The organism is Pseudomonas sp. LPB0260 (assembly GCF_013388395.1).
Window position 1 is genome coordinate 3,451,397 of sequence record NZ_CP058247.1, and the last position, 12,197, is coordinate 3,463,593.

11 protein-coding genes are annotated in these 12,197 nt (G+C 67.0%); 5 read left to right on the forward strand and 6 right to left on the reverse strand.

Going from position 1 to position 12,197, the window contains the following annotated elements:
• Positions 1–155 precede the first annotated feature (155 nt).
• Both LPB260_RS15550 and acnA read right to left on the reverse strand, forming a co-directional pair.
• Positions 156–1,721, reverse strand: coding sequence for a PAS domain-containing methyl-accepting chemotaxis protein (locus LPB260_RS15550; RefSeq protein ID WP_208706721.1), 1,566 nt, complete (start codon positions 1,719–1,721; stop codon positions 156–158).
• 152 nt (positions 1,722–1,873) lie between these two features.
• Positions 1,874–4,618, reverse strand: a complete 2,745-nt coding sequence (gene acnA / locus LPB260_RS15555; protein ID WP_208706722.1) for an aconitate hydratase AcnA — start codon at positions 4,616–4,618, stop codon at positions 1,874–1,876.
• Between the two features lie 157 nt (positions 4,619–4,775).
• Between acnA and rlmM the strand changes: the two genes are divergently transcribed.
• The gene (rlmM, locus tag LPB260_RS15560) at positions 4,776–5,831 is read left to right on the forward strand and encodes a 23S rRNA (cytidine(2498)-2'-O)-methyltransferase RlmM (protein ID WP_208706723.1); all 1,056 of its coding nucleotides are present in this window, start codon (positions 4,776–4,778) and stop codon (positions 5,829–5,831) included.
• A 22-nt stretch (positions 5,832–5,853) separates the two neighbouring features.
• Here the strand turns inward: rlmM and LPB260_RS15565 are convergent, their stop codons facing one another.
• Positions 5,854–6,039: a hypothetical protein gene (locus LPB260_RS15565; protein WP_208706724.1), complete on the reverse strand. Its 186-nt coding sequence runs from the start codon at positions 6,037–6,039 to the stop codon at positions 5,854–5,856.
• 174 nt (positions 6,040–6,213) lie between these two features.
• Between LPB260_RS15565 and tusA the strand changes: the two genes are divergently transcribed.
• Together tusA and LPB260_RS15575 are read left to right on the forward strand one after the other, a co-directional pair.
• A complete protein-coding gene (gene tusA / locus LPB260_RS15570; RefSeq protein ID WP_371926153.1) occupies positions 6,214–6,444 on the forward strand; it encodes a sulfurtransferase TusA in 231 nt (76 codons plus the stop codon).
• On the forward strand, positions 6,444–6,896 hold the full coding sequence (locus LPB260_RS15575; RefSeq protein ID WP_208706726.1) for a gamma-glutamylcyclotransferase family protein: 453 nt from the start codon (positions 6,444–6,446) through the stop codon (positions 6,894–6,896). The genes tusA and LPB260_RS15575 overlap by 1 nt, the downstream gene beginning before the upstream one ends.
• Here LPB260_RS15575 and LPB260_RS15580 read toward each other — a convergent pair.
• Complete coding sequence (locus LPB260_RS15580) at positions 6,854–7,936, reverse strand: DUF3080 family protein (RefSeq protein WP_208706727.1); 1,083 nt, start codon at positions 7,934–7,936, stop codon at positions 6,854–6,856. The two genes, LPB260_RS15575 and LPB260_RS15580, sit on opposite strands and share 43 nt — an antisense overlap.
• A complete protein-coding gene (locus tag LPB260_RS15585; RefSeq protein ID WP_208706728.1) occupies positions 7,933–9,315 on the reverse strand; it encodes an MATE family efflux transporter in 1,383 nt (460 codons plus the stop codon). Before LPB260_RS15585 ends, LPB260_RS15580 begins: the two co-directional genes overlap by 4 nt.
• A gap of 156 nt (positions 9,316–9,471) precedes the next feature.
• Here LPB260_RS15585 and pdxB point away from each other — a divergent pair, with 156 nt between their 5' ends.
• The gene (gene pdxB, locus LPB260_RS15590) at positions 9,472–10,614 is read left to right on the forward strand and encodes a 4-phosphoerythronate dehydrogenase PdxB (protein WP_208706729.1); all 1,143 of its coding nucleotides are present in this window, start codon (positions 9,472–9,474) and stop codon (positions 10,612–10,614) included.
• Positions 10,615–10,677: 63 nt separating this feature from the next.
• On the opposite strand, the gene LPB260_RS15595 is transcribed toward pdxB, so the two are convergent.
• A complete protein-coding gene (locus LPB260_RS15595) occupies positions 10,678–10,857 on the reverse strand; it encodes a PA1571 family protein (protein ID WP_208706730.1) in 180 nt (59 codons plus the stop codon).
• A 181-nt stretch (positions 10,858–11,038) separates the two neighbouring features.
• Here LPB260_RS15595 and LPB260_RS15600 point away from each other — a divergent pair, with 181 nt between their 5' ends.
• Positions 11,039–12,160 carry an ATP-NAD kinase family protein gene (locus LPB260_RS15600; RefSeq protein WP_208706731.1) on the forward strand — a complete coding sequence of 374 codons (1,122 nt, stop codon included), beginning with the start codon at positions 11,039–11,041 and terminating at the stop codon, positions 12,158–12,160.
• The last annotated feature ends 37 nt before the right edge of the window (positions 12,161–12,197 follow it).

Here is a 12,197-nt window from a genome sequence, read left to right on the forward strand (position 1 = left end):
CCTCGGCAGCGGGCAGGGCGAAGTTATACCTGTGTAATGCTCCAGGGAAACAGCCCGATTGCTCGGGCTGCGTAGGCAGGTCAGTCACCACGCGCGGGGAGCGGGTGGGCCCGATTCGCAATGGGCGCGCCGGCGGGAACCGGCGCACCCCGTGCTCAGCGGTTGAAGCGCTCCACCAGGGAGTACTGGCCCTGCGCCGTGGCCGTCAGTTCGCCGCTGAGCTGCACGGTGCTCTGGGCTTCGCCGGCGGTCTGGTCGGCTAGCTGGGCGATGGTGGTGATGTTCTGGTTGATTTCGTCGGCCACGGCGCTCTGCTCCTCGGCCGCCGCGGCGATCTGGTTGGCCATGTCGGCGATATTGGCCACGGCATCGCTGATCCCGGCGAGTGCCTGGTCGGCCTGTCGCACGCGCTCGACGCCATCGTCGGCCTGCTTGCGGCCGATCTCCATGGTCATCACCGCTTCTTCGGCGGTGCGCTGCAGCTTGGCGATCAACTGATGGATCTGCCCGGTGGACTCGGCGGTACGCTGGGCCAGCGAGCGCACCTCGTCCGCCACCACGGCGAAGCCGCGGCCCATCTCGCCGGCACGCGCCGCCTCGATGGCGGCGTTGAGGGCGAGCAGGTTGGTCTGGTCGGCGATGCCCTTGATCACGTCGACCACGCCACCGATCTCGTTGCTGTCCTGGGCCAGGCGGGTGACGGTCTCGCCGGTCTCGCCGACGGACACCGAGAGGCGCTGGATGGCTTCGCGGGTTTCCGCGGCAATGTTGCGTCCCTCGCTGGTCAGGCGGTTGGCTTCCTGGGTGGCGATCGCGGTGCGTGCCACGTTGCTCGCCACTTCCAGGGTGGTGGCGGCCATTTCGTTGATCGCGGTGGCGACCTGCTCGGTCTCCTGGCGCTGGCGATCGAGCCCGGAGGAGCTGTTGCGCGCGAGGGTGTCGGCGCGCCTGGCCTGTTGGGTCAGGTACTCGGCGCTGTCCTGCAGGCGGGTCAGGCAGGTCTTCAGCCTGGCCTCCTGGCTGAGAATGGACATCTCCAGGCGGCCTTGGACGCCGCGGCTGTCGGTGTACATCTGCGCGATCAGCGGGTCGTTGGTGGTCTGTTCGGCTTGTTGCAGCAGGCGCTTCAGGCCGCGCCGCTGCCAGCTGAGGCCAGCCAGGCCGAGTGGTACGGCGAGCAGGGCGGCGAGCAGAAAGCCCCAGCCGGAGTCGAGCCAGGCGCCGAGCAGAAAGCCGAGCTGGCTGATCAGAATGAACGGCAGCCAGTCCTGCAGCACCGGCAGCCAGCTGTCGCTGCCCGACACCGCCGACTTGCCGGCATTGAGCCGCTGGTACAGGGCCTCGGCGCGGCGCACCTGCTCGCTGCTCGGCTTGACCCGCACCGACTCGTAGCCGCTTACCTTGCCGTTCTCCAGGACCGGCGTGACGTAGGCGTTGACCCAGTAGTGGTCGCCGTTCTTGCAGCGGTTCTTGACGATGCCCATCCACGGCCGCCCCTGCTTCAGGGTGTTCCACATGTGCTCGAACACGGCCGCCGGTACATCGGGGTGGCGCACCAGGTTGTGCGGCGCGCGCAGCAGCTCGTCACGGCTGAAGCCGCTGATCTCGACGAAGGCGTCGTTGCAGTAGGTGATCTGGCCCTTGAGGTCAGTGGTGGAAATCAGCCGTTGCTGGGCCGGAAAGCTGCGTTCACGCTGGGTGATCGGTTGATTGTTGCGCATGGCTGATGAGTCCCTGGGGGCGATACCGAATTGTCGGCTGCCGCGAGCGAAAGTTGAGGGCAAGGATACTGGCTGCGCGGCACACCGTTTTGACCTGGATCAGCCATCTGGCGCCCGCGCTGTGGCAGGGCGGGTGCCCTGCCACAGAGGCCTCAGCTAGCGGCGATGAGTTGACGCAGCACGTAGTGCAGAATGCCGCCGGCCTTGAAATACTCGACCTCGTTGACCGTGTCGATGCGGCACAGCACCTCGAAGCGTTCGGCCGATCCATCCTCGCGCTTTATTTCCACCGTGAGGTTCATGTGCGGGTGCAGCTCCACCCCGTCCAGGCCACAGATACTTAGGGTCTCCTTGCCGCTCAGTTGCAGCGTCTTGCGGTCCTGGCCGGCCTTGAACTGCAGGGGCAGCACGCCCATGCCGACCAGGTTGGAGCGGTGAATGCGCTCGAAGCTCTCGGCAATCACCGCCTTGACCCCGAGCAGGTTGGTGCCCTTGGCCGCCCAGTCGCGGGAAGAACCGGTACCGTACTCCTTGCCGGCGACCACCAGAAGCGGCGTACCGGCTTCCTGGTAGCGCATCGCCGCGTCGAAGATCGCCAGCTTTTCGCCACTTGGCACATGCAGAGTGTTGCCACCTTCCTCGCCGCCGAGCATCTCGTTCCTGATGCGGATGTTGGCGAAGGTGCCGCGCATCATCACCTCATGATTCCCGCGCCGCGAACCGTAGGAGTTGAAGTCCCTGGGTTCGACGCCCTGCTCGCGCAGGTAGTGCCCGGCCGGGCTGTCGGCCTTGATGTTGCCGGCCGGGGAGATGTGGTCGGTGGTCACCGAGTCGCCCAGCAGGGCGAGAATCCGCGCCTGATGGATGTCACCGATATGGGGCGGGGAGCCGGCGATGTTCTCGAAGAAGGGCGGATGCTGGATATAGGTGGAGTCGGCCTTCCAGGCGTAGGTGTCGGCGTCGGGCACCTGGATGGCCTGCCACTGCTCATCACCGGCGAAGACTTCGGCGTACTCCTTGTGAAACATGGCCGTATCGACCTTCTGGATGGCCTCGGCGATTTCCTTCTGGCTCGGCCAGATGTCTTTCAGGTACACCGGCTTGCCGTCCTTGCCGTGGCCCAGCGGCTCCTCGCCGATGTGCATGCGCACGCTGCCGGCCAGGGCATAGGCCACCACCAGCGGTGGCGAGGCCAGCCAGTTGGTCTTCACCAGCGGATGCACGCGGCCCTCGAAGTTGCGGTTGCCGGAGAGCACCGACGCCACAGTCAGGTCATTTTCCTGGATGGCCTTCTCGATGGGTTCGAGCAGCGGACCGGAGTTGCCGATGCAGGTGGTGCAGCCATAGCCAACGAGGTCGAAGCCCAGTTCATCCAGGTAGCGGGTGAGGCCCGCTGCCTTGAAGTAATCGGTCACCACCTTGGAGCCAGGGGCCAGCGAGCTTTTGACCCAAGGCTTGCGTTTGAGGCCTTTCTCCACGGCTTTCTTGGCCAGCAGGCCGGCGGCCATCATCACGCTGGGGTTGGAGGTATTGGTGCAGGAGGTGATTGCCGCGATCACCACGGCGCCGTCCTTGAGCTTGTGGGTCTGGCCATCGTGCTGGTAGTCGGCCTCGCCGGCCTGCTCCGCGGCGCCGACCGCGGTACCGCCGCCGCCCTCGTTGAGCAGGCGGTTTTCTTCCTTGGGGCTGGGTTTCATCTGCAGGCCCATGAACTCATCGAAGGCCCGGCTGACCTGGGACAAGGCGACCCGGTCCTGGGGACGCTTGGGCCCGGCCAGGCAAGCCTCGACGCTATCGAGTTCGAGGGCCATGGTGTCGCTGAATACCGGCTCGTGACCGGCCTCGCGCCACAGTCCCTGGGCCTTGCAATAGGCCTCGACCAGTTTGACGCTCTGCTCCGGCCGCCCCGATAGGCGCAGATAGCCCAGGGTGATCTCATCGACCGGGAAGAATCCGCAGGTCGCGCCGTATTCCGGCGCCATGTTGGCGATGGTCGCGCGGTCGGCCAGCGGCAGGTCGGCCAGGCCGTCGCCGTAGAACTCGACGAATTTGCCGACCACGCCCTTGCTGCGCAGCATCTGGGTGACGGTGAGCACCAGGTCGGTGGCGGTAATGCCTTCCTTTAGCTTGCCGGTGAGCTTGAAGCCTATGACCTCCGGGATCAGCATCGACACCGGCTGGCCGAGCATCGCCGCTTCCGCCTCGATGCCGCCGACGCCCCAGCCGAGCACGCCGAGGCCGTTGATCATGGTGGTGTGCGAGTCGGTGCCGACCAGGGTGTCCGGGTAGGCGAAGACCTGGCCGTCCTCTTCCCTGGTCCACACGGTGCGGCCGAGGTATTCCAGGTTGACCTGGTGGCAGATGCCGGTGCCCGGCGGTACCACGCTGAAATTATCGAAGGCGTGCTGGCCCCAGCGCAGGAAGGCGTAGCGCTCGCCATTGCGCTGCATCTCGATGGCCACGTTCTGCTCGAAGGCGGCCTTGGTGGCGAACTTGTCGACCATCACCGAGTGGTCGATGACCAGGTCGACCGGCGACAGCGGGTTGATCTTCTGCGGGTCGCCGCCGGCCTTGGCCATGGCATCGCGCATGGCGGCCAGATCGACCACCGCCGGCACGCCGGTGAAGTCCTGCATCAGCACGCGCGCCGGGCGGTACTGGATTTCGCGCTCCGAGCCGCGGCGCTTGAGCCAGTCGCTCATGGCCTGCAGGTCGTCGCCGCACACGGTAGTGCCGTCCTCCCAGCGCAACAGGTTCTCCAGCAGCACCTTCAGCGACATCGGCAGTTTGTCGATGTTGCCGAGGGACTTGGCGGCCTCCGGCAGGCTGAAGTACTGGTAGGTCTCGCTGCCGACTACGAGGCTGCGGCGACTGTTCAGACTATCTAGGGAAGGCATTGTGCATCTCCTTGGGACTCGCACGGCGCGAGCCGGATTTAACGCAACAGAGTCTTCAAACTAGCTCTGCTTGGCGGGTCTTGCCATCTATCAGGACAGACCGTTGCCACCTGGGGTTCCCGACTCCGTTAGAATGCGCGCCTCGAGGAGAACCCCAATGAATACTTTGTTACTGCACTGCCGTCCCGGTTTCGAGAGCGAGGTCTGCGCGGAAATTTCCGAGCAGGCCGCCGGCCTGCAGGTGGCCGGCTACGCCAAGGCCAGGCCCAGCTCGGCCTATGCCGAGTTCATCTGCAATGACGCCGAAGGGGCCGAGAGGCTGATGCGCGGGGTGCGCTTCAATCAGTTGATCTTCCCGCGCCAGTGGGCGCGCGGGGCCTTCGTCGAGTTGCCGGAGACCGACCGCATCAGTGTCCTGCTGGACCATCTGAGCGAGGCCTCGGTGTTTGGCAGCCTGTGGCTGGAAGTGCTGGATACCAACGAGGGCAAGGAGCTGTCGAATTTCTGCAAGAAGTTCGAGGCGCCGCTGCGCAAGGCCCTGGGCAAGGCCGGCAAGCTGGTCGAAGACCCGCACAAACCGCGCTTGCTGCTGACCTTTCTCAGCGGTCGCCAGGTGTTCCTCGGCCTGGCCGAGGCGCGCAACTCGGCGCAGTGGCCCATGGGCATTCCACGGCTGAAATTCCCCCGCGAGGCGCCGAGCCGTTCGACGCTCAAGCTGGAGGAGGCCTGGCACACCTTTATTCCCCGTGAGCAGTGGGACGAGCGCCTGTCCGGCGACATGACCGGCGTCGACCTCGGCGCCGCCCCGGGGGGCTGGACCTATCAGCTGGTCCGGCGCGGCATGCTGGTGACCGCCATCGACAACGGCCCGATGGCCGAGAGCCTGATGGACACCGGCCTGGTCCAGCACCTGATGGTCGACGGCTTCACCTACAAGCCGCGCCAGACCGTGGACTGGATGGTCTGCGACATCGTCGAGAAGCCCGCGCGTAGCGCCGCCTTGCTGGAGACCTGGGTAGGCGAAGGGCTGTGCCGCGAGGCGGTGGTCAACCTCAAGCTGCCGATGAAGCAGCGCTATGCCGAGGTGCGTCGCCTGCTGCAGCGCCTCGAGGACGCCTTCGCCGCACGCAAGATCAAGGTGTCGATCGCCTGCAAGCAGCTCTACCACGACCGCGAGGAAGTGACCTGCCACCTGCGCCGTCTGGGCAAGTAGAGGATTTTGCTCCGCCGCCGCTTCAGCGGCTCTCTGGTTCGCTTGGCTGTCGCCTGACCCAGTAGCTCTGCTTGTGGCCGTGGGCCTCGAACTCGCGGGCCAAGGCCTCGGCTTCGGCGCGGGTCAGGCTGCGGCGCACGACGAACTCGTTGCCGTTGTCGTCCAGGCGTATCAGGCACCAGATGTGCTGAAGCTCAGGCGTGGGCATGTTCGTGACCTGCGCGGCGGCTCGGGTGAAGGGGCGGAGCCGATCGCCCATGTCACCTGCTGCGCGTCTCCCCGCTAGCGTCGATTTGCACGGCAAAGGTGACCTGGGGGTCAGCTTTGCGCCAGAATAGCAGCCTGTCTCTGGAGTCTGCCGATGTCCCTGCAAACCGATGCCATGCACGATGATCTTCTCGACGCCACGGGCCTGAATTGCCCGGAGCCGGTCATGCTCCTGCACAACAAGGTGCGCGACCTGCCCGCCGGCGGCCTGCTCAAGGTGATCGCCACCGACCCCTCGACCCGTCGCGACATCCCCAAGTTCTGCGTGTTCCTCGGCCACGAGCTGTTGGAACAGGCCGAAGACGCCGGCACCTACCTGTACTGGATTCGCAAGAAGGTCGACTGATGGGCTGGTACTTCGCCTACGGCTCGAACATGAACCCGGCGCGCATGCAGGCACGTGGCCTGAGCGTGCGCGAGGCCATGCCGGGGCGACTGCCGGGCTATGCGCTGTGCTTCAACAAGCGCGCGGTGGACCGCCCCGGTTGCGCCTATGCCAACATCCGTCACCAGCGCGACGGCGTGGTGGAGGGTGTGCTCTATCGCCTGGCCGAGCTGAACGAGATCGCCAAGCTCGAGCCATTCGAGGGCACGCCCATCTACTACAGCCGCGAACGCCTGCCGATCCTCACCGCCCGGGGCGTGCAGCCGGCCTGGGTGTATATCGCCAATCCGGCCTTTCGCCAGGACGGACTGCTACCGGCCAGGGATTACCTGGAACACCTGCTGGCAGGCCGTGAGTACCTTTCGGCGTCCTACTGGTCGCTGCTCGCGGCCTGGCCATCCCAGCCGGCCTGACCCGGGGCCAGGCCGCAGCTCTTCAGTATCTGCTGCCAGGCGCGCACATGGCGCTCGTTGGCCTGTTGGAACCCCTCCCAGAGTGACGCTTCGGGGCCTGCCAGGCTGAGCAGATAACGCCGTGTCGCCGGCGGCGCCTGGGGCGCTGCGCTCAGCCGGCGCAGGCTCTCGCTCCAGCGCTGGCCGCGCTGATGCACCTGGGCCAGGTAGGGTTGCAGGCCACCGGCATAGAACTTGACGAAGATGTTCTGCAAGATGCGTCCGCGCGGCGTCGGCCTCTCCTGCGGGCAGGGCGGTCGGCGCTGTAGGCGGCTTTGCAGCAGCTCGCTGGCCTGGTCCAGGGTGTGCGTGAGACTGGACAGACTGGTGATCAACTGGCCTCCCTGGTCGCTGCTGTGCAGGGCGAAGAACAGCGGGTCGAGTTGCGCCGCCGGCGGCGGCAGGCGCTGCGGCAGCGCTTCGCCGATGGCGGCCAACTGCGTCAGGGCGTCCAGCGCGGCGTCGTCCTCCTGGGGGGATGTGGGCAAGGCCTGGTCGGCAAAACGCAGGTAGCGCTCGACCTCCGAACTGGCGTTCAGCGCGTTCCAGAATACCGCCGGCAGTTGCCGACGTTTCTGCTCGGCCAGGCTCTCCAGGTTGGTGCGCAGTTCGGCGTCTGCGCCTCGCTGTAGCGCGTCGCTGCAGGTCTCCAGGGCCCGCAGCAGGTCGCCCTCGTAGGCCAGGCGACTGCTTGCCTGCAGCTGCTTGCCGAGACTGCTGTTGCGCAGGCTGATCTGCTGCTGCAGGGCGGGGCAACGGCGTACGTCGATCAGCAGGTCGAGCAGGCCGATGCGAATCTCGGGGATGTCGATCAGTCGTTCGCGCCGAGGCGGCATGCGGTAACGCAGCAGTTGCTCGTGCTGAAAGTCTTCGCCGCCGTCGCCCTCGACGGCGTTGTTCAGGCGTTGCAGGTAGTCGGCCTGCAGGGCCAGGCCATCGTCGGCCGGGGCGCAGGCCGCAAGCAACAGTGCGGACAGCACGACCAAGTAGTTGGGGCTCATTGCGCCAGCTTAGTCGCGCGGATGTGTCTGCGCGCGCTGCTTCTCAGGCGGATCGCCAGCATGATCGCCGCGCAGGTCAAGCCGACCACCAGGCCCTGCCAGAGTCCGTGCGGGCCGCTGGGCTCGCCGAGCCAGTCGGTCAGCCCCAGGCTGTAGCCCACCGGCAGGCCGATGCCCCAGTAGGCGAACAGGGTCAGCAGCATGGTCACCCGGGTGTCCTGGTAGCCGCGCAAAGCGCCGGCGGCGGTGACCTGCACCGCGTCGGAAAGCTGGAACAGCGCGGCGTAGACGATCAGCGTGGCGGCCAGGGCGATCACCGCCGGGTCGGGGCTGTAGATCTGCACGATCTGCTCGCGCAGCAGCAGGATCAGGCTGGCGGACAGGCAGGCATAGGCCAGCGCGCTGGCCATGCCGACGCCGGCGGCGAAACGGGCGTCGCGCGGGTCGCGCCGGCCCAGGGCCTGGCCGACTCGCACCGTGACCGCCATGCCCAGGGAGTAGGGGATCATGAACACCATGGAGCTGAAGTTCAGGGCGATCTGGTGGCCCGCCACCACGGTGGCGCCGAGGCCACCGATCAGCAGGGCGATCACCGCGAAGATGCTCGACTCGGCGAACACCGCGATGCCCATCGGCAGGCCGAGCGCCAACAGGCCGCGGATCACCGGCCAGTTGGGGCGCTCGAAGCGTTCGAACAGTAGGCTCGGCTGGTAATAGGGTGCCCACTTCACCCACCAGAGCATGCCCAGCAGCATGAAGACCATCACCAGCGCGGTGGCCCAGCCGCAGCCGACGCCGCCCATGGCGGGCAGGCCCAGCTTGCCGTAGATGAAGATGTAGTTCAGCGGGATGTTCAGCAGCAGGCCGATGAGGCCCAGCACCATGGTCGGACGGGTATGGCCGAGGCCGTCGCTGAAACAGCGCAGCACGTGGAACAGGGCCACCGCGGGAAAGCCGCAGGCCACTGCGCGCAGGTAGCCCATCGAAGGGCCGATCAGGTCCGGGTCGATGTCCATCAGCCGCAGAATGCCCTCGGCGTTCCACAGCAGCGCGGCGGCGCCCATCCCGACGGCCAGCGCCAGCCACAGCGCCTGGCGTACCAGTGGGCCGACGCTGGGCTGCTCACCGGCGCCGAAGCGCTGGGCGACCTTGGGCGTGGTGGCCAGGAGGATGCCGGTCATCAGCAGGAACACCGGTACCCAGATCGAGTTGCCCAGCGCCACCGCGGCCAGGTCGCGCGGGCCGACCCGGCCGGCCATCACGGTATCGACGAAGCCCATCGCGGTATGCGCCAGTTGGGCGATGATGATCGGCGTGGCCAGCAACAGCAGGCTGCGCAGTTCGGTGCGCACGCGCCGCAGGCGCGATTGGGCAGGCATAGGGGGATCCATCGAGGTGCTGGGAAAACCGCGCAGTCTACCCGTTGACGCTTGGGTCAGGAAACGCAGTGACGGCCTGATTCGACGGAACAGTCGCGGGGCGACGCTGGCGGCCCGGCTGCCTTAGAATGAGGGCCTGAACTGTGGAGCCCTGCCATGCGAATTGTCGCGGACGAGAACATTCCCCTGCTCGATGAGTTCTTCGCCGGTTTCGGCGAGATCCATCGCTTCCCTGGCCGCGCCATCGACCGCGCCGCCCTGGCCGATGCCGAGTTGCTGCTGGTGCGTTCGGTTACCCGGGTCGACCGGGCCCTGGTCGAAGGCAGCGCGTTGCGCTTCGTCGGCACCTGCACCATCGGCACCGACCACCTCGATCTGGACTACCTGCAGCAGGCCGGTATCGGCTGGGCCAGCGCGCCGGGCTGCAACGCGCGCGGGGTGGTCGACTACGTGCTCGGCAGCCTGCTGGCGTTGGCCGAGCGCCAGGGCGCGGACCTCTCCGCGCGCACCTATGGGGTGGTTGGCGCCGGCCAGGTCGGCGCGCGCCTGATCGAGGTGCTGCGTGGGCTGGGCTGGCGTGTGCTGGTCTGCGACCCGCCAAGGCAGGCCGCCGAAGGCGGCGACTACGTCGACCTGGACCAACTGATCCAAGCGTGCGACGTCATCAGCCTGCATACGCCATTGGCGCGCGAGGGTGAGCATCCGACCCATCACCTGTTCGATGCAGCGCGGCTGGCGAACCTCAAATCCGGCTGCTGGTTGATCAACGCCAGTCGGGGGGCGGTGGTGGACAACGCGGCGCTGCGCCAACTGCTGCCGGGGCGCGGCGATCTGCAGGTGGTGCTGGATGTCTGGGAGGGGGAGCCGCAGGTGGATGTCGAGCTGGCCGCGTTGTGCCAGATCGCCACTCCGCACATTGCCGGCTACAGCCTGGACGGCAAGCTGCGCGGCACTGCGCAGGTCTATCAGGCCGTCTGCCGGTATCTGGGGCGTGCGCCGGAACAGGCGCTGGATGAGCTGATGCCGGCGCCCTGGCTCTCGGAATTGCATCTGGACGGCGCGGCTGAACCTGCCTGGGCGTTGGCCAGCCTGTGTCGTGCGGTGTACGACCCACGTCGCGACGATGCCGACTTTCGCCGCAGCCTGGAGGGCGACCAAGCCAGTCGGCGGGCGGCGTTCGATGCCTTGCGCAAGTACTATCCGATGCGTCGGGAGATCGACGGCCTGCGGGTCGCCGTGCAGGGCGAGGCGCCGCGTCTGGTGCAACTGGTCAAGGCCCTGGGCGCCACCTTGTGCTAGTGGCCGCCCATCCGCGGGAAAGAAAAAGCCCAGGCGGGGCCTGGGCTTTGGAAGAGGGGCGGATTACTTCGCCGGGCCGTCGGGTACCACGAATTCCTTGTCCAGCTCTTCGCAGGCCTGCTGGATCATGCCTTCGGTGATCGGTACTTCATGGCCTTCGGCATCAATGATCGCACCGCCGACCGGCTGTTGCGCTTCGGCCTGATCGTTCGGGTGCTCGGAGCTCTGCTTGGGCGAATTCATGTCGTGTCTCCTCATCGGTGGGTGCATGCAGTCTAAGCGATCAACGTGAACGCGCAGTGACAGGCTGGGACGACGGTAATCCGTCGCGAGTTACAATTGTGCAATGAGCAAGCACCTGCTGTGCCAGAAAAAACATAAGCAGTTTACCCCTTCGCCGCAGCGAAGGTCTAACGAGGTGGTTATGTCACGGTTTCACCTGGGATTGATCATCAACCCGCTGGCCGGACTCGGCGGCCCCGCAGGGCTCAAGGGCAGCGACGGCGTCGCCGAACAGGCCCTGGCCCTGGGCAGCGAGCCGAAGGCGGCGCAGCGTACGCGCACGGCACTGGAGTTCCTGTTGCCGGTGCGCGAGCGTCTGGAGTTCCTGACCTTTCCCGGCGCTATGGGCGCCGATCTGCTGGCCGAGATGGGTTTCATCCATCATGTACTTGGCGAGCCGGGCGCCGGGGCGACCAGCGCGGATGACACGCGGCGGGCGGTCGCGGCCCTGCAGGATGCCGGGGTTGCCTTGATCCTCTTCGCCGGAGGCGACGGCACGGCCCGCGACGTCTGCGCCGCGGTGCGCGAAGGCCAACCGGTGCTGGGCATTCCGGCCGGGGTGAAGATCCACTCCGGGGTCTATGCGATCAGCCCGCGGGCGGCCGGCGAACTGACCCGGCGCCTGGTCGAGGGCGGCCTGGTCCGCCTGGCCAGCGGCGAGGTGCGCGATATCGACGAGGCGGCGCTGCGCGACGGGCGGGTGGCGGCACGCTGGTATGGCGAGCTGTGCGTGCCGGAGGAGGGTGGCTTCGTGCAGCAGGTCAAGCAAGCCGGGATGGAGTCCGAGGAGCTGGTCCTGAGCGACCTGGCGGCCTGGCTGGAGGACAGCTGGGAGCCCGGCGTGCGCTACGTGTTCGGCCCCGGCTCGACCCTGCACGGCCTGGCGCAGAACCTGGGCTTGCAGACCACGCTGCTGGGCGTCGACGTAATAGAGGATGGCCAGGTGGTGGCCCGGGATGTCAGCGAGGCGCAGCTCCATGAGCTGGTGGCCGGGCATCCGGCGCGCCTGCTGGTCACCGCCATCGGCGGCCAGGGGCATATCCTCGGCCGCGGCAACCAGCAGATCAGCCCACGGGTGCTGCGCGCCGTCGGTCTGGAGCACCTGCGTGTGGTGGCGACCAAGCGCAAGCTCGGCACCCTGCAGGGGCGGCCGTTGCTGGTCGACACCGGTGATGTCGAGCTGGACGATGCCTTTCCCGACGTGGTGCGGGTCTGGGCGGGCTACAAGGAAGAGCTGCTGTATCCGCTGAGCAGCGGGGTTTAAGCTGAACTGCATGCGGGGCAAGAATGGCCAGCCGGAG